The sequence below is a fragment of the Ralstonia soli genome (genome assembly GCF_023955655.1).
GTDB lineage: Bacteria > Pseudomonadota > Gammaproteobacteria > Burkholderiales > Burkholderiaceae > Ralstonia > Ralstonia soli.
In genome coordinates, this window is sequence record NZ_JAMXHT010000005.1 from 40,444 (window position 1) to 57,961 (window position 17,518).

The window sequence follows — 17,518 nt, forward strand, 5'->3', positions numbered from 1 at the left end:
TGGAAATGCGCGGCGCATAATGGCGACATCATGAGTCCGACCCCTGATCTCACCTCGCTCACGCAGTTGACCGATCGGCCCCGCATCTGGGCCTGCGGCATCAGCCGCCTGAGCGACCTGTTCCTCGACATTGCCGCCGAGTACAACGATCGCGCCGAACTGCGCGTCATCACGCGCGGTTTTGAAGACGTGGTGCGCGAAATCGACGGCGCCGGTGCCCAGCGTCCGGACGTGGTGGTGGCGGGCGGCTCCAACGGCGCGTATCTGAAGCCGCGCCTGTCGCTGCCCGTGGTCGTCATCAACCCGACCGGTTTTGACGTGATGCACGCGCTGGCGCGCGCCCGGCGCTCCGTGTCGGACACGAGGCAAACGGTGGCGCTTGTCATGCACGGCGATACGCCCGACGAGGTGCGCCGCTTTGCGGCGGCCTACAACATGGACGTTGTCTTTGGCGCGTACGCATCGCGCCAGGACGCCGAGAGCTGTGTGTTGGACTTGCGCGACCGCGGCGTGGGCGTCGTCGTTGGCCCCGGCTTGGTGACGGATCTGGCAGCGCAAGCCGGCATGAACGCCGTGTTCCTGTACTCGCGCGATTCCGTGCGCGCTGCGTTTGATACCGCGCTGGAGGTGGTGCAAGCCACCCGCCGCGAATCGCAGCGTCGCCAGCGCCTGGACAACCTGCTGCAGCATTTGCGCGACGGCGTGGTCGCCCTGGATGCGCAGGGCCGCGTGGAGGCCATCAACGAGCGGCTCGCCACCGCGCTTGGAATCGACGCCAGGCAGGCGGCCGGGCAGCCGCTGCTCAGCCTCGCGCCCAATTTGCTGGGCCTGCTGCCCGATACCGATGGCGATACGCTGGGCACCGTGCGCGGCGTGAACTACGTCATCCACCGTGGCCCCCTGACCAGCACGGGCGCGGGCGGTGCCGCAGGTACCGAAGACGGCACCGTATTCACCTTCCAGGAATCGCGCGCGGTGGAGCGGCTGGACCGCACGCTGCGCTCGCGCCAGCGCCCGCAGCAGTTCAGCGCGCGCTACCGGCTCGATGACCTGGTGGGCGAATCCGCGCCCATGGAGCGCGTGCGCACGCTGGTGCGCCGCTATGCCAAGTCCGATGCCACCGTGCTGGTGCTGGGCGAATCGGGCACCGGCAAGGAAATGGTCGCGCAGAGCATGCACGAACTGAGCGCGCGGCGCGACTTTCCGTTCGTCGCCATCAACTGCGGCGCGTTTCCGGAAGCGCTGCTGGAGAGCGAGCTCTTCGGCTACGAGGAAGGCGCCTTCACCGGCGCGCGCAAGGGCGGCAAGGCCGGGCTGATCGAAGCCGCGCATCGCGGCACGCTGTTCCTTGATGAGATTGGCGAGATGCCGCTGCCGCTGCAGAGCCGCCTGCTGCGTGTGCTGCAGGAGCGTGAAGTGGTGCGGCTGGGGTCCACCGAGCCCACGCGGGTCGACATCCGCGTGGTGGCCGCCACGCATCGCGCGCTGACCGATGCGGTGGAAGCCGGCAGCTTTCGCGCCGATCTGTATTACCGCCTCAACATCCTCAGCATTGCGCTGCCGCCGCTGCGCGAACGGGCCGACGACATCCTGCCCCTGGCCGCCGAGCTGCTCGTGCAGGCCGCGCGCCGCGAGCCGCGCCTGCTGCTGCGCATTGCCGATACCGACGAAGCCGCCCACCTGCTGGCCGACATCGCCGGCCCGCTGCAAAGCTACACGTGGCCCGGCAACGTGCGCGAGCTGCAGAGCGTGATCGAGCGCATTGCCGTGGAACTGGCGGATACCGAAGACGGCGGCGCCATCACCCAGGACGTGCTGCGCATGATCGCGCCCGAAGTCTTTGCCCAACCCGCGCGCGGCAAGACCGGCGCCTTGACGTTGCGCGAGCGCAGCCGGGGCGTGGAAGCAGAGGAAATTCGCGCCGCGCTGGCCGCGCACGACGGCGACCGCGATGCGGTGTGTGCGGCGCTGGGGATCAGCAAGACCACCCTGTGGCGACGCTTGCAGGCGGGGTAGATCAAACGTTGGCGAGATGAATGGTTGCAGTCCGCCCGGAGGGTGACTATCGTGCAGACCTCTCTCGAATCAACGCGTGCCAAAAGGCACCCTCCAAAGAAGGCCATCCAATGGCACAAGCAAACCGCCCCCTTTTGACCCTGGCGAGCCTGACGCTTGCCGGGGGCCTGCGTTACCCGTCCGCGCTGGGACATCTCGTCCGCACGGCGGCAGTCTCGGCCTATCTGGCAAACGTTTTGGAGCTGGCCGACGCCGAGCAGCAGCAGATCTATTGCGTGGCGCCCGTGCACGATGTCGGCAAGCTGGGCATTCCGGACGCTGTCCTGCTCAAGCCCGCCGCCTTGACCGAAGACGAGCACGACATCATGCGGCGCCACTCCAGCATCGGCGCCGATCTGCTGGCCGGCAGCCCTGAGCCGGTGCTGCAACTGGCAGCGAGTGTCGCGCGCCATCACCACGAGCATTTCGATGGAAGCGGCTATCCGGCGGGCCTGGCGGGTGAAGCGGTTCCGCTGGCGGCACGCATCGTGGCCGTTGCAGACGCCTTCGATGCCATGATGGAGCCCCGTGTCTACCGCAAAGGCATGAAGGAACACGATGCGCTTGGCGCGCTTGCCGAACGCAGCGGCATCTACTTTGACCCCAGCCTGGTGGATGTCTTCCTCCGGCATGTGCCCGGGGTGCGGCGCGCACGTGCCGCCACCGATGCCCTGCTTGCCAAGTACGGCGAGGTGTCTGCCGTCGGCCGGTTCTTTGGTGGGCCGGAGCCCGTTCCGGCGTTCTTCAGGCATCTCCAGGCGCTGGTTTGATCGCGGCCGTGTCGGCGGCGGCTTCAGAACACTGCGGGCAGGCCCCGACCATGCGCTGCAGTGGGTCAATGTGGCAAGCGTGCGTCGGCATGGCGCGAAACCGCATGCGGTCCACGTCGTGGTGAGGCACCCCCCTGTTTTTCACGCACGGATAGACGGGGCCACGCTAAGCGCCCGGATGCTTGCCTCGTCACCAAATCCGGCAGCCCTTGCGCATGCAGCGCAATGCCCACATCAACCTTTGGACGGCTTTCCGGTTTGCCCAGAACCGTGGAGAATCGCGCTCCAGTCCTGCTCGCCAACCTGTAGTTCGGTATGACAGAAAACAATCCCTCGGAGACCGCACGGCACGCCCTACGGCTGCTGGCCTCACGCAGGTTGGCTCCCACGCCAGACAACTTTGCCTCGATCTATTACGAAATCGCCGGCAGCAAGCCCAACGGAGACGCCCAGGCGGCGGAGCGGGCGGTGCTGCTGCGCGAGTTGTGCGAGCAGCTCGCATGCACGGTCGAGTGCTTTCTGCCGGCGCTGGGCGAAGGCGATACCCCGGTCGGTCCCGCCGCCTGGACGCTGATCCAGGCCTGCCGTTCGGGCTCCGAAAGCCTGGCAGGGCTGAACGCCAAGCTGGCGGCGTTCAGGCAATGGCTGTCGCTCGCCATGGAAGACCAGAGCGAGATCCGCCGCGCGCTGCTGGGCCTGCTGCAGCTGGTCTTTGAGAACATCGGCGAGCTGTCGCTGGACGACCGCTGGATGCGCGGCCAGATCGAGGCCCTGATGAAGGCCAGCGAAGCGCCCATCAGCCTGCGCCGGCTGGACGAGCTGCGGCGCCGCCTCACAGAGGTCATCCACAAGCAGAGCTCGCTGAAGTCGAAGTCGATCGAGGCCCAGGAAGAGATGAAGCGGCTGCTGGCCGCCTTCATGGAGCGCCTGTCTGCCGCGGCCGAAATCTCGGGCGAGCACCATCGCCAGATGGAAGCGTGCGCCAAGAAGATCGAATCGGCCCACAGCATCGCCGAGATTGCGCCGGCCATTCAGGACGCGCTCTCGGCCACCCGTTGGATGTCGCAGGAAGCCGCGCGCAACCGCGACGAGCTCTCGGCGATGAAGGTGAAGGCCGAAGAAGCGGCGGCCGAAGTGGCGCGGCTGCGCAAGGCGCTCGACCTGGCGTCGGCCTCGGCGCGTCATGACCTGCTGACCGGGGCGCTCAACCGCAAGGGCCTGGAAGAAGCGCTGGAGCGCGAAGTCGCCCGCGCCGCGCGCCAGAACTCGGTGCTGTCGATCGCCTTCCTGGACATCGACGATTTCAAGGCCATCAACGATACCCACGGACACAGCTTCGGCGACGATGCGCTTGCGCACCTGGCCCAGGTCGCGCGCGAATCGATGCGCCCGCAGGACACGCTTGCCCGCTTTGGCGGCGAGGAGTTCGTGATCCTGATGCCCGACACGTGCCTGGAAGACGGCGTGCAAACCATCGTCCGGCTCCAGCGCGCGCTCACGCAGCGTTTTTTTGCGGCGGGCGATACGCGGCTCTTCATCACCTTCTCTGCCGGCGTGGCGGAGATCGGCAAGGACGAGGCCCCCATGGCTGCCATCCACCGCGCCGACCGCGGCATGTATCTGGCCAAGCGCGCGGGCAAGAACAAGGTCGTCAGCGCGTAAGGCGCTGGGCGATGCCCTTCGGCCTTGGCGGGCACGCGAAGGGGAGAAGGGGAAAAAGGGGAAAGGCCCCGCTAGCGCCTCTGAACGGGCTCAAATGGGCGGGGCATCGCCGGTTCTGTCTGGCGCCGGCCCTATACTGTCGGCCTCACAAACCGCCGCCCCAGCCCCATGTTTTCTCCCCTCCACATCGCCGACAGATCCGCGCGTCGCGCCCGGAGACTTTGGACCAACTACGGCATCTTCTGGCTCGGCGCCGTCCTTGTCGGGCTGGTGTCCGTGGCTTACGCGAAGATCATCGACTGGGGTTTCGAGCTGTTCCGCGGCATGGTGTCCCACGCGTTCTGGCTGCCGATCGTGGTGACGCCTCTTGGCGCGGCGCTCGCCATCTGGCTGACGCAGCGGTACTTTCGCGGCGCCGAGGGCAGCGGTATCCCGCAAGTCATCGCCACACTGGAAGACGGGCGGCTGTCGAGTGCGCTGCTCTCCCTGCGCATCATGGTCGGCAAGATCGTGGTGTCGTTCCTGGGCATCCTCTGTGGGTTCACGATCGGCCGCGAAGGGCCGACGGTGCAGATCGGCGCATCGCTCATGTATGCCATGCGGCGGGGCTATCGACGAAGCAGCCACCATATCGAGCGACAGCTTGCGCTTGCGGGGGCCGCAGCCGGGCTGGCGGCAGCGTTCAACACGCCGCTGGCGGGCGTCGTGTTTGCCATTGAGGAACTGACGCGCAGTTTCGTGTCGCGCAACAGCGGAACGCTCATCACCGCCATCATCTTTTCGGGGGTGGTCGCACTGGGCTTGCAAGGCAACTACCTGTACTTCGGCCGTATCCAGGCCATCGGCACATTCCACCTGGCGCTGGTGCCGATCGTGATTGCCGCGAGCCTGCTCTCGGGCGTGGCTGGCGGAGCGTTTTGCTGGCTGCTGCTGAACCTGCCGCGCTGGTTACCCGCACCGCTGCTGACACTGCGACAGGCGCAGCCGGTGCAATTCGCTTTCCTGTGCGGCGTCGCCATTGCGCTGATCGGGCTGCTGTCCGGCGGCACGACGTTCGGCAGCGGTTATGCCGAAGCGCGCGCCCTGCTGGAAACCCATCAGGTCCTGTCGCCGTTCTACGCGGTGCTCAAGTTTGCCGCGCTGGTCGCGTCGTACCTGTCGGGTATTCCGGGCGGCATCTTCGCGCCGTCCTTGGCGATCGGGGCGGGGCTCGGCAACGTGATGTCGCTGGTGATATCGGCCATCCCGCTGCCAAGCCTGGCGGCGCTGTGCATGGTGGGCTATCTGGCGGCCGTCACGCAGTCGCCCATCACGTCGTTCGTGATCGTGATGGAGATGATCGACGGCCACGAGATGGTGCTGCCGCTCATGGCGGTGGCGGTGCTGTCGAGCCAAGTGTCCAAGACGCTGACGCCGTCGTTCTATCACACGCTGGCCCATCGCTTTCGGGCATCGGTGCCGCGCCCGGTAAGCCCGGTAAGCCGCTAGCCTGCGGCGATACACGGGCTGCGCCGCGCGCAAGGAACGCTTATTGCGAGGGAAGCGGGCAACGTACCAACCCCTGCAGCGCTTGCATAAGCCCGGCACCCATGGCCCACAAAAAATCGCGCCCGGGCGAGGTGCGCCCAAAGAACCGTGCGCGTGTACTCGCCCGTCTGCGTCAGTCGAAGATGACGTGCTCGACGCATGCCTTCGTTCGGGGCAGCACCGTCCGGTTCTACGAATGGCTGAGTGAAGTCCGGCCGCACACGCTGCCGGATGGCCCCGCGATCTGGATCTGCGGTGACTGCCATGTCGGCAACCTCGGCCCCATCGGTGATGCGTCCGGCTCGCCGAGCATACAGATCCGGGATCTGGACCAGACGGTCATTGGCAACCCCGCGCACGATCTGATCCGGCTGGGTGTCTCGCTGGCCACAGCGGCGCGCGGGTCCGACCTGCCCGGCATCGTCACCGCAAAAATGGTGGAAGCGCTGATGGCGGGGTACCTGCACGGGATCGACCCGGATGCGGCGCTGCATCTGCCGCCACGTCCGGCGTCGGTGCGCACCGCAATGAAGGCGGCAACTGCGCGTACGTGGAAGCAATTGGCCAAGGAGCGGCTCGATGGTCCGTCTCCCTCCATTCCGCTGGGCCGCCATTTCTGGCCGCTGTCGCGAGAGGAGCGGCGCGAAATCAAAAGTCTGGTGAGTCAGCATGAAGTGCTCGCCCTCGTGGCGCGTCTTTATGAGCTCCCGGGCGAGGCCTCCGTGCACATCGTGGACGCGGCGTATTGGGTCAAGGGATGCAGCTCGCTGGGCCAGAGGCGCTATGCCGTCTTGCTTGCGGTCGAGCAGGATCGCGGGCCACGGTATCGGCTGATTGATGTGAAAGAGGCCGGCAAGGCTGCAGCGCCCTGTGTCTCGGCAGCGGATATGCCCCGACACAACGGTGAACGCGTGGTCATGGGGGCGCGCCATCTTTGCCCCAAGCTCGGCGAGCGGATGGCGTGGGGCCGCATGCTGGGCCGCAGCTTTTTCATGCGCGAGCTGCAGCCGCAGGACCTGAAGCTGTCGGTCGACAAGCTGGAGCAGGAAGACGCCACCGTGCTGGCCGCGTATCTGGGCAACATCGTCGGCCTTGCGCACGGCAGCCAGATGCCGCCGGATGTGGCAACGGCATGGGGCCGTGAGCTACGGGCGCGGCATGGGCGCTCCATCGATGCGCCGTTCTGGCTATGGTCTTCGATCGTCGATCTGGTCGGGCTGCACGAGCGCCAATATCTGGAGTACTGCCGCACCTGGGCCCGCTGAGCGATGTGGTCCGGCGCCCGAGCCCTCAGCCATCACATGTGGCCAGCGTTATCTGATGAGGTCAACGAGCAGTGTGCCGTTCAAGCCTGTCACCAGCAGGGCGCCCGCTGTGGCCCGCCCGACCCGGCGCCGGCCGGCCGCATGCCGGCACAAACCTGCCCGTGCCCGCCGATGGCGGAGACGATACCGCCGCGCTGAACCTGGGCGAGACCGAACTCGCCACGCTGGAAGCCATGAAGACGCGGCTGACGTCCGACCCCGATGTCGATCCGCCCACGGGTGCGGAGCTGGGTGAGCGCAAGGCCTGACGGCCGGGCCTGGAGTTTGCGTCTGCATGTCGGTACCAGCCGCTTTCCGGTTCGACATGGAGACGCTCATGGACACGCAAGAACTGCTCGCTGTCGTGGCGGTCACCCTGGCGGTGATCGCCGCATATGCATTCGCCCGCGATGTGCCCGAAGACCCGTTCGGCGCGAGCGCGCAACAAGTGCTGCCGATGCGGGCGGGCCTGCCGCCGCCGCATCCCTATCCGAGCGGGGTACGGTGATGCAAGGCGATCCCTCACAAGCTGGACCGGTTGAGCCGGCAGGCTCGCCCGGTGCCAGGCACGACGTGGTTCAGTTCGAATGCGCGGGCCATACCGTGACGGTCAGCGCCGAGCAGGACGCGAACGGCGTCTGGGTGCCACGCATCTCGGTGGCCAACGGCCAGCGGCGCTTTGAGATTCGCGAGATATCGCAGGCGTGGCGGGGCTGGCATACCGAAGGCGAGGCCGTGCGCGATGGCATGGAGCAAGCCCGTTTGCTGCTCACTCGACAGCCGTGAGGAAACCGCCCCGCAAGGCGCCGCTCATACGCTGGCCGCGGCGGCTGGTGGAGGACATCGCGCGTCGGCGTGCGGTGTTGTTCTTCGGTTCGGGCGTCTCGGCCAATGCCCGTTCGGCCGATGGAAAATCCAGGCCGCCCACGTGGGCCGAACTGCTGAACGCGGCAGCGGCAGATATGGAGGCCAAGGCGCCCCAGGTGGCCAATGAGGTCCGGACCTTTGTCGAGCGCGGCGACGTGCTCACGGCCGCCGAGATCGTGCGCCGCGTGCTGGGGCCGCGCAAGCTCACGGCGCTGCTGCGGCGCAACCTGGTGACGCCACAATTCCGTGCCGCGCCGATTCACGACGCGCTGATCGCGCTCGATTTCCGTATCACGCTCACGCCAAACTTCGACTCGTTGTACGAGACGCGCGCAATGGCGCTCAACCCCAGCGCCGTCGTCTGCCATTACAGCGACCGTTCTGTCGCCACCCGGCTGCGAGACGAGCCCGATCTCATCATCAAGACGCACGGCTCCATGAGCGAGCCGGCGTCGTTGATCTTCTCGCGTTGCGACTACATCCACGCCCGGTCGCGCTACCGGGCCTTCTACGGGCTGGTCGAGGCGCTGCTGCGTACCTACACCTTCCTGTTTGTCGGCTGCGGCATCGACGATTCAGACATGCGCGCCCTGCTGGAAGCGTATGGCGCAGACCACCCCGGCGCGGAGCGGCACTACTTCGTCGCCGCTGCCGATACGTTCTCCGATCTGACGGCGAGTGTCCTGGCTGATGCGCTGAACCTGCATGTGCTTCGGTACGACGCGCCCGCCGCTGACCACGCAGCCCTTGTGGATGCGTTCAAGATGCTGCGGGCGCAGGTTGATGCCGAGCGCGCCGCCATGCGCAATCCATCCACGACCGCGTGAGCGTGAGTGAGCGCGTGGTCGGCGTGTGTTTGATTCCGGCAGACGGGACGGCAACGCGGCAGCCTCAGCGCTTGGCCTCGATCCCTGGCGTTTCCGATCGCGTCAGAAACGTGATCGTGATGCTGGGCAGGTGCTCGGCCAGCCATGCCGCCATGGCGCGCTCCTGCGGCAGGATGAAGTCGCATACGCGCACTGTCTCGGCGTCTCCGCAATGTTCGGCGGCGGTGCGCAGGCTGGTGTAGGCGGCAATTTCCAGGTGCTCGAAGATATAGCCCGCCATGGCCCCTTTAACGACCTCGTCAGACACGGCCATGCTGCCCAAGCCCTGGCCAAACGCCAGGATGCGGGCCGCGATGTCCTTCATCGCTGAAGTGCTGCCCCCGAGCCGGTGAATGCACGATTCGACCAGACGCTGCTGCTCCTTGGTCTCGACGATGTGCTCGTCGATGCGGCGTTTGAGGTCGGGGTAGTGTTTCAGGCGGTCGGACTGCGCGCGCAGCATCTGTTCGGCTTGCTCTTCCATGGCATGGGCATCGCGCAGCCAGTCCAGTACGTGTTCTTGGGCGGGGGTTGTCATGGGAAAGGCTCCTTGAGTGGCGCCCACGAGTGGCGACCACGACCACGCAACGAGCGGGCCTGCCCTCAGCCCCCCAGTCGCCAGACCTTGTCATCCGCCACGCCGTACAGCGCTTCATCGAGCGCGGCGGGGGCCGTCCACAGGCCGGTGAACTCGCCAAATGCAGGCAGCAGCGCGCAGCCGGGGCCAAAGCGGAAGCACGGCAGCCGCAGCCGGTCCCGCCCGCGCCCGCTGATGACAACGCCCGGGTGCACGTGGCCCGCGATCACGTAGCGGCCGGGCACGGCTTGCGGTTCGTGGCACAGCGCGAAGGGGCCGACCGTCCAGGGTTCTTCCACCACGTTGAAGCACAGGCCGGCCGGTGGGTCGCCCGCATGGCGGTCGTGATTGCCGCGCACCAGCGTGCAGGCCACGTCGGCATGCCGGGCGCGCCACGCAGCGAGGGCGCTGAGCGCGCCGGCGGCCTCGCGCGCGTGCAGCAGATCGCCCAGCCAGGCGACATGCGCCACCGGCAGCCGCGCCAGCATGGCGTCGAGCCGCGCAACAGCCTGCACGGTGCTGCCCGCGGGCACCGGCACGCCGCGTGCGCGGAAGGTTGCAGCCTTGCCGAAATGCGCGTCCGCCACCATCAACATGCGCTGCGCCGGCCACCACAACGCGCGCTCGGGCAGCAGGCATACGGTCTCGCCCGCGCAGTCGATAGACAGGTCATGGGTGCCGGTCATAGCAGTGGCAGCGGTTTCGATGTCTTGCGCGGGCGCCGCGCCTGCCGGCTGCGCTTGCCCGCCGCTTCAGGTGATTCAGTCATGCGCAGCGCCGCCTGCACGTCTGCGTCAATGGCTGGCCGCTCTGCGGCATCCGGGTCGGTTGGCTCGGGGCCGGCGGCGCGCTCGGCATCGGCCAGCATGCGGGCGATACGGTCAGCCAGTTTCTCGGTGGAGAGTTGTTCACGAAAGCGCTCCACCATCAGCGGAAAACCAAACGGCGAGGGCCGCTTCAGCGCGCGCAGTTCGAGCCGCAGGCCGCGCATGCGGGTGAGGGCGGCTTCGATGCGGTCGAGGTCCAGCTCCTGGCGCAGCACTTCGGTTTCTGCCTGCGTGAGCAGCAGGTTGCCCGGGTCGTGGCGCCGGAAGACTTCAAAGAACAGGCCGGATGACGCTTGCAACTGGCGCGTGCTCTTGTGCGCGCCCGGGTAGCCCTGAAACACCAGCCCAGACACGCGTGCAATCTCCCGAAAACGGCGTTGGGCCAGCTCGCCGGCATTGAGGCTGGCGAGCACGTCGTGCACAAGGGTGTGGGTGGCAAACAAGTCACCGCTGGCCAGCAGCGTGGGCCAATCGATGGGCGTGGCGGACAGCAGTTCGAGCCCGTAGTCGTTGAATGCCAGCGAGAAGGTAGCCGGTGTGCGATGGGCGGCGCGCCACGCCAGCAGGCTGGCCAGCCCCAGGTGCGCGTGCCGCCCGGCAAACGGATACAGGAACAGATGCCAGCCCTCCCGCGTGTGCAGCGTCTCGGCCACCAGCGTGGCCGTGGTGGGTAGCGCAGACCAGCGCGCCTGCAGCTCCAGTAGTGGCCGCGCAGCTTCCATCTCGGCGCTGTCAAAGCGCCCGTGTGCCGCCGCATCCAGTTGCGCGACCACGGCTTGCGCGAGCTCTGTCGACAGGGGCATGCGGCCGCCGTTCCAGCGCGGCACCGCAGCCCGCTTGCCGCTGGCACGGCGCACATAGGCCGTCATGTCCTGCACGCGCACCAGCTCCAGCAGCCGGCCCGCAAACAGAAAATTGTCGCCGGGGCGCAGGCGCGCGATGAAGCCTTCTTCAATCGACCCCAACGCGCCGCCACCGGCAGCACGCCACCAGCGCACGTTCATCGTGGCATCGCTGACGATGGTGCCGATGCTCATGCGGTGCCGCCGGGCGAGCCGCGCATCGGGCACGCGCCAGATGCCGTGCGCATCGGGTGTCACGCGGTGGTAGTCGGGGTAGGCCGTGAGCGAGTGGCCGCCCTGGCGCACGAAGTCGAGCGCCCATTGCCATTCGGCGTCGAGCAGGTCGCGGTAGGCCCAGGCGCGGCGCACCTCCTGCAGCAGCGCATCGGGCACGAAGCCGCCGCCCAGCGCCACTGTCACCAGATGCTGGACGAGCACATCCAGCGGTTTGTGCGGCGATGCGCGGGCTTCCACCTGGCCCGACATGGCCGCAGCGCGCGCGGCTGCGCCCTCCACCAGTTCCAGGCTATGCGTGGGCACCACCGTCACGCGGGAAGGCCGCCCCGGCGCGTGGCCAGACCGCCCCGCCCGCTGCAGCAGCCGCGCCACGCCCTTGGGCGAGCCGATCTGCAGCACGCGTTCCACTGGCAGAAAATCCACGCCCAAGTCCAGGCTCGACGTGCAGAACACGGCTTTGAGCACACCCTGCTTGAGCCCGGTCTCGACCCAGTCGCGCGTGGCGCGATCGAGCGAGCCGTGATGCAGCGCAATCAACCCCGCCCATTCGGGCCGCGCATTGATGGCGGCCTGATACCACAGCTCCGCCTGCGAACGTGTATTGAGAAACACCAGCGCGGTGCGGGCGCTCTCCAACTCTGCCAGCACATGCGGCAGCATCGCCATGCCCAGGTGCCCGGCCCAGGGGAAACGCCCCACGCCGTCGGGCAGCAGCGTATCGATCTCCATGCGTTTGGGCAGATGGCCCTGCACCAGCGTGCCGGTAGACGGCGCGCTCGCGTCGCCCAGCGCATCCATGGCTTCCGCCAGATTGCCCAGCGTGGCGGACAACCCCCACACCACCAGCCCCGGCGACCACGCCCGCAGCCGGGCCAGCGCAAGCTGCACTTGCACGCCGCGCTTGTTGCCCACCAGCTCGTGCCACTCATCGACGACCACCACGCGCACCGAGCCCAGCGCGTCCCGCGCATCGGCACGTGCGAGCAGCAACGACAGGCTCTCTGGCGTGGTGACCAGCGCCGTAGGCAGCCGGCGCGATTGCGCGGCGCGCTCGGCGCTGCCGGTGTCGCCGGTGCGCAGCCCCAGCGTCCAGTGCGGTGCCAGCGCCTGTGCGGCTTCCGTCAATGCACGTGTGGTGTCGGCGGCCAGCGCGCGCATGGGCGTGAGCCACAGTACCGACAGGGGCGGTGCGCCGCCACGCCCGCGCACCTGCGCCAGCCGCTGCAGCGCGCCCAGCCAGACGGCATAGGTCTTGCCCGCGCCGGTGGTGGCATGCAGCAGGCCCGATTCGCCACGCGCCATGGCCGCCCACACCGCGCGTTGGAACGGCATCGGCGTCCAGCCGCGTGCGGCAAACCAGGCATCGAGGTCAGGCAGCGCGGTGTCGTTCATGACGGTGGCAGAAGGCCTTCCAGCGTCTGCAGCGTGTCTGCCTCGGCGACGGGCTTGTCATGCCGCCAGCGCAGCATGCGCGGAAACCGCACCGCAATGCCGCTCTTGTGGCGGGCACTGCGTGCAATGCCTTCAAAGCCGAGTTCGAACACCAGCGTGGGTGCCACGCTGCGCACAGGGCCGAAGCTTTCCACCGTGGTCTTGCGGATCAGGGCATCCACCTGGCGGATCTCCGCGTCGCTCAAGCCCGAATACGCCTTGGCAAATGGCACCAGCTTGCGCTCGGGCGACTCGGGCGGGGCGTCCCACACGGCGAAGGTGTAGTCGGTGTACAGACTCGCACGGCGCCCGTGGCCGCGCTGCGCATAGATCAGCACTGCGTCCACCGAGAACGGATCGATCTTCCACTTCCACCACACGCCCACGTCCTTGGTGCGGCCTACGCCGTAGCGGGCGTCGCGCCGCTTGAGCATCAGCCCCTCCACGCCCAGCTCGCGCGAGGCTTCGCGCTGGCGGGCAAGGTGCTGCCAATCGTCGCCCTGCAGCAGGGGCGATAGCTCCAGCGCCGGGTGGACGCACTCGGCAATCACGCGCTCAAGCTGCGCGCGCCGCTCGCCTTGTGTGCGCTCGCGCCAGTCCTGGCCTTGCCATTCAAGCAGGTCATAGGCCAGCAATACGGCCGGCGCATCGCGCAGCACGCGTGCGGTCAGGGTCTTGCGGCCGATGCGTTGCTGGAGCAGCGCAAACGGCTGCACGCGGCCCTCGCGCCAGACCACGATCTCGCCGTCGAGCACCGTGCCGGCCGGCAGCGTTTCTGCCATGGACGAGAGTTCCGGAAAGCGCTCGGTGATGAGTTCCTCGCCGCGCGACCACAGCCACGCGCTGTCGGCCCGGCGCACGAGCTGCGCGCGGATGCCGTCCCATTTCCATTCGATCTGCCATTCGGCCGGGGGCCCGAGCACTGTATCGAAGCGCTCCACATCGGCCTGCAACGGGTGCGCAAGAAAGAACGGATACGGGTGCCCGGCATCGAGCGCCTGGCCGTCGACGCTCGCATCGGCCAGCAGCGCGCGGTAGCGCTGCGCCGTGGGGGCCTGGCCGATGTCGGTATAGCCCATCAGCCGTTGCGCCACGTGTTTCGGGTCAGTGCCGTCCACCTCGGCTAGCGCCCGCGTGACGAGCAGCTTCGACACCCCCACACGAAACGCCCCGGTTATCAGCTTCATCAACACCAGCCGCGCATGCAGCGGCAGCCCACGGCACAGCGTGGCCAGGCGCGGCAGCACCACTTCGGGCGGCTCGCCGCGCAAGGGCAGCAGGCGGGTTTCCATCCACTCGGCCAGGGTGGCGTCGTCTGCGTGGTCGGCGTCGGGCAGGACCAGGGCGATGGTCTCGGCCAGATCGCCTACGGCCTGGTAGCACTCGTCGAACAGCCATTCGGGCAGGCCCGATGCCGTCTGCGCAAAGCTGGCCAGCACGCGCACGGGCACCAGCTGCCGGGGCTTGCCGCCTGCCAGGAAGTACACCGCCCACGCGGCGTCGGCATCGGGCGCGGCACGCAGATAGGCCACCAGCGCGGCCAGCTTGGCGTTGCTCGACGTGGTGGCGTCAAGCTGCGCATACAGATCGGCAAACGCTCTCATGGCACGGGCGTATCCACGGGGGCGGGGGCATCGTGTGCGGGGGCGGCTTCGTCCTCGTCGCCATACTCGGTGGCGAAGGCGCGCGCATCCAGGCCGGACTCGCACAGCCAGCGCACCATTGGCGCCACCTGCCCGTGTGTCACATAGACGCGCGTGGCCCCAGTGGCATCAATGGCGTGCAGCAGCCCGGGCCAGTCGGCATGGTCGGACAGCACGATGCCGCGGTCGACACCACGCCGCCGCCGCGCGCCGCGCAGTTGCATCCACCCGCTGGCAAAGGCATCGGCATAGTCGCCAAAGCGGCGCATCCACGGCGAGCGCTGGGCCGATGGCGGCGCCAGCACCAGCGCGCGGCGCAGGTCCGCACGCGGCACATCGGCCGCAAGCTGTGTCTCGGGCAGCGCCACACCGGCCGCCCGATACGCCGCATCCAACTGCAGCATGGCGCCGTGCGAAACAATCGGCCCGATGCCGGCATCGAGCCCCGAGAGAATGCGCTGCGCCTTGCCGAACGAATAACAGAACACCACGCTCGTGCGGCCCGCCTCGGCATTGCCGCGCCACCAATCGTTGAGCTGCGCAAAGATTTCGATTTGCGGCCGCCAGTGGTAGATCGGCAGCCCGAAGGTGGATTCGGTGATGAAGGTGTCGCAGCGCACCGGCTCGAATGGCGTACAGGTGCTGTCCGCCTCGACCTTGTAGTCGCCGGAGACCACCCACACCTCGCCGCCGTATTCCAGCCGCACCTGCGCAGAGCCCAACACATGCCCCGCCGGATGCAAGCTCAACCGGACCCCGTGGTGCACGATGGATTCGCCATACGGCAGCGTCTGCAGGGGGATGTCGTCGCCCAAGCGCGCACGCAGCACGCCCGCGCCGGGCGCAGCCGCAAGATAGTGCTGGTGCCCGGCGCGGGCGTGATCGCTGTGTGCGTGGGTGATGACGGCGCGGCCCACCGGCCGCCACGGGTCGACATAGAAATCGCCCGGCGGGCAGTACAACCCGCTGGGCGTCGTGACGATCAAGTCCGCTGATCCGGTCATGCTGCGTTCGCTCCGTGCGCCGCACAGGCCGCGCTTCGGCCAACTAAGAGGCAGCGTGACCGATCGCGTGGGACGGCCCTGTCACCTCAGCAGGGTTTGTGCCCATGAGGAACCACGTTCTACCCGCGCAGCGCCGCCTCGATCTTGGCGATGTCGATCTTCCCCATCGTCATCATCGCCTCGAAGGCGCGCTTGGCCGCCGCGCGGTCGGCGCTGGTGTAAGCGGCGGTGAGCACGCGCGGCGTGATCTGCCACGACAGCCCCCACTTGTCCTGGCACCAGCCGCACACGTTCGCGTGGCCGCCATTGCTAACGATTGCGTTCCACAGACGATCGGTCTCCTCCTGGTCGTCCGTCGCAATCTGGAAAGAGAAGGCTTGGTTGTGCTTGATTTCCGGGCCGCCGTTCAGCCCGATGCAGGGGATGCCCGCCACAGTGAACTCCACCGTCAGCACATCGCCCTCTTTGCCGGCCGGGTAGTCGCTCGGCGCGCGGTGGACGGCGATGACTTTGCTGTCAGGAAAGGTCTTGGCGTAGAAGTTGGCGGCGTTGAGCGCGTCGCCGTCGTACCACAGGCAAACCGTGTTCTTGCTGACCATGCGTGTCTCCTGAAAGGGGGCACCGGCATGTGCAACGTCTGCCGCTTGAACCGCTTCACGCGTCCGCACTGCAGGAGCCTGGACTGTCGGGAGACGGTTGCCGGGTGCCGCTGTTGGGGGTTCCCACTGTCTCACAGGTTCCGGCGGCAAACCAGTGACGCACGCGCCGCGTGGCCTTGCGCGTCACATGGTGGTGATCAGCTCGCGCCGCCCTTCATCGCGCCAGCGGCGGGTTCGGATGCAGGTGCCGCCGGTGCTGGCGTGGTCACCGCAGGCGCCGAAGCCGGTGCAGGCTCAGCAGGCGCCTTCACTGCCGGAGCCGCAGGCGTAGCGGCCGGTGCCGGCGTAGCAGCCGGCGCTGAAGCAGGCGCGGCCACCGGCACAGGCGGCGCGGCCGGCGTGGGCACCACGGGCGTCGTCATCTTCATCGGCTCGCCCTGCGGCGTGGGAGCGGGCTCGGGCAGCGGGGCCACGTGTTCCTTCTCCGCCGCCTTGGCGACCTTGTGGTCGCGGCGCGCCGGGTCGATCTTCAGGAAGTGGTCCACCAGGTTGAAATAGCGCTCGTAGAACACGCCTGCGGGAATCGTCTCGCTGGCCACCTTCACCATCGAATCGTCACCCGAGCCAATGGGCAGCGACACCGAGCCCAGAATGCTCAACCCCACGCTGGCCGATGTGCTCGTCTTCTTGAGCGAGTAGCGGTCTTGCACCGCGTTCACATAGGCCGTGCTCGACGTGCCGTCGACATTGGCCTCTGCGCACACCACGTGGAACGAGATCACCACGTGCGAATCGTTGCTCGGCTGGAAATTCTTGCTGCCGTCGATCGTGTCTGGGCGCGGCGAGCTCGACACATACCCCTGGCTCAGCAGCGCCCGGCGCGCCGCCTCGCACGTCGCGTCAGATTTGGCGTGGAACGTGCGCGCATAGGGGCTGGCCGTCGCATCGAACTGCTCCTGCTGATACAGCGGCGTGGGCGCGGAGCTGCACGCAGCCAGGGCGGCAACGGCAACAGCGCACAAAACGGACAACTGACGGAGGCGGTAGGGCATGGCGTTGGTCAAATGGGCTCGGCCGGGTGGTGGGCCCGATGTGTCATCAGGCAGCGGCCCGGATGCCACTGCGGGTGCGGCGCAAGTTTTGTGCGCGGCAGGCGGTGGCGGCGTGGACGGGTGGCCGGGCGACATTATAAGTTTGTCGGGTGACAGGTCGCCGCGTTGATGGCGACGTCTGGCGCATGGAGTCTCTCAGGTACGCCAGAGCAGCGCGACTTCCTCCGACCCGCCTACCACTGCAAGGCCCTTCGG

General features: G+C 67.8%; 16 protein-coding genes. 9 read left to right on the plus strand and 7 right to left on the minus strand.

The genetic code is table 11. From position 1 onward, the window contains the following. Nucleotides 1-30 precede the first annotated feature (30 nt). The 9 genes from prpR (at nucleotide 31) to NG900_RS13415 (ending at nucleotide 9,012) form a co-directional block, all read left to right on the plus strand. Nucleotides 31-2,016: a propionate catabolism operon regulatory protein PrpR gene (prpR, locus tag NG900_RS13375; RefSeq protein WP_252681033.1), complete on the plus strand. Its 1,986-nt coding sequence runs from the start codon at nucleotides 31-33 to the stop codon at nucleotides 2,014-2,016. A 110-nt stretch (nucleotides 2,017-2,126) separates the two neighbouring features. Then, the gene (locus NG900_RS13380) at nucleotides 2,127-2,825 is read left to right on the plus strand and encodes an HD-GYP domain-containing protein (protein ID WP_252681035.1); all 699 of its coding nucleotides are present in this window, start codon (nucleotides 2,127-2,129) and stop codon (nucleotides 2,823-2,825) included. 315 nt (nucleotides 2,826-3,140) lie between these two features. Further along, entirely contained in the window at nucleotides 3,141-4,487 is a 1,347-nt protein-coding gene (locus NG900_RS13385; protein WP_252681038.1) for a GGDEF domain-containing protein, read from the plus strand. A gap of 168 nt (nucleotides 4,488-4,655) precedes the next feature. After that, entirely contained in the window at nucleotides 4,656-5,975 is a 1,320-nt protein-coding gene (locus NG900_RS13390) for a chloride channel protein (protein ID WP_252681041.1), read from the plus strand. 101 nt (nucleotides 5,976-6,076) lie between these two features. Continuing rightward, nucleotides 6,077-7,279 (plus strand): DUF2252 family protein, encoded by a 1,203-nt coding sequence (locus tag NG900_RS13395; RefSeq protein WP_252681044.1) that lies wholly within the window; start codon nucleotides 6,077-6,079, stop codon nucleotides 7,277-7,279. A gap of 161 nt (nucleotides 7,280-7,440) precedes the next feature. Next, nucleotides 7,441-7,587: a hypothetical protein gene (locus NG900_RS13400; protein WP_420804151.1), complete on the plus strand. Its 147-nt coding sequence runs from the start codon at nucleotides 7,441-7,443 to the stop codon at nucleotides 7,585-7,587. Between the two features lie 68 nt (nucleotides 7,588-7,655). Then, a complete protein-coding gene (locus tag NG900_RS13405; RefSeq protein ID WP_252681047.1) occupies nucleotides 7,656-7,826 on the plus strand; it encodes a hypothetical protein in 171 nt (56 codons plus the stop codon). Further along, the gene (locus NG900_RS13410) at nucleotides 7,826-8,104 is read left to right on the plus strand and encodes a DUF6566 family protein (RefSeq protein WP_252681049.1); all 279 of its coding nucleotides are present in this window, start codon (nucleotides 7,826-7,828) and stop codon (nucleotides 8,102-8,104) included. Before NG900_RS13405 ends, NG900_RS13410 begins: the two co-directional genes overlap by 1 nt. Next, the gene (locus tag NG900_RS13415) at nucleotides 8,101-9,012 is read left to right on the plus strand and encodes an SIR2 family protein (protein WP_252681052.1); all 912 of its coding nucleotides are present in this window, start codon (nucleotides 8,101-8,103) and stop codon (nucleotides 9,010-9,012) included. The genes NG900_RS13410 and NG900_RS13415 overlap by 4 nt, the downstream gene beginning before the upstream one ends. Before the next feature lie 64 nt (nucleotides 9,013-9,076). Here NG900_RS13415 and NG900_RS13420 read toward each other — a convergent pair whose 3' ends face one another. From NG900_RS13420 to NG900_RS13450, 7 genes are all read right to left on the minus strand, one after another. Continuing rightward, nucleotides 9,077-9,589 carry a ferritin-like domain-containing protein gene (locus NG900_RS13420; protein WP_252681055.1) on the minus strand — a complete coding sequence of 171 codons (513 nt, stop codon included), beginning with the start codon at nucleotides 9,587-9,589 and terminating at the stop codon, nucleotides 9,077-9,079. A 65-nt stretch (nucleotides 9,590-9,654) separates the two neighbouring features. Then, a complete protein-coding gene (gene pdeM, locus NG900_RS13425) occupies nucleotides 9,655-10,314 on the minus strand; it encodes a ligase-associated DNA damage response endonuclease PdeM (RefSeq protein ID WP_252681058.1) in 660 nt (219 codons plus the stop codon). Continuing rightward, nucleotides 10,311-12,926 (minus strand): ligase-associated DNA damage response DEXH box helicase, encoded by a 2,616-nt coding sequence (locus NG900_RS13430; protein WP_252681061.1) that lies wholly within the window; start codon nucleotides 12,924-12,926, stop codon nucleotides 10,311-10,313. Before NG900_RS13430 ends, pdeM begins: the two co-directional genes overlap by 4 nt. After that, nucleotides 12,923-14,569, minus strand: a complete 1,647-nt coding sequence (locus tag NG900_RS13435; RefSeq protein ID WP_252681064.1) for an ATP-dependent DNA ligase — start codon at nucleotides 14,567-14,569, stop codon at nucleotides 12,923-12,925. The genes NG900_RS13430 and NG900_RS13435 overlap by 4 nt, the downstream gene beginning before the upstream one ends. Next, nucleotides 14,566-15,612, minus strand: a complete 1,047-nt coding sequence (locus tag NG900_RS13440; protein ID WP_252681067.1) for a ligase-associated DNA damage response exonuclease — start codon at nucleotides 15,610-15,612, stop codon at nucleotides 14,566-14,568. The genes NG900_RS13435 and NG900_RS13440 overlap by 4 nt, the downstream gene beginning before the upstream one ends. Before the next feature lie 119 nt (nucleotides 15,613-15,731). Next, nucleotides 15,732-16,211: a VOC family protein gene (locus tag NG900_RS13445; protein ID WP_252681069.1), complete on the minus strand. Its 480-nt coding sequence runs from the start codon at nucleotides 16,209-16,211 to the stop codon at nucleotides 15,732-15,734. A 197-nt stretch (nucleotides 16,212-16,408) separates the two neighbouring features. Beyond that, entirely contained in the window at nucleotides 16,409-17,263 is an 855-nt protein-coding gene (locus NG900_RS13450) for a DUF2242 domain-containing protein (RefSeq protein WP_252681071.1), read from the minus strand. Nucleotides 17,264-17,518 lie beyond the last annotated feature (255 nt).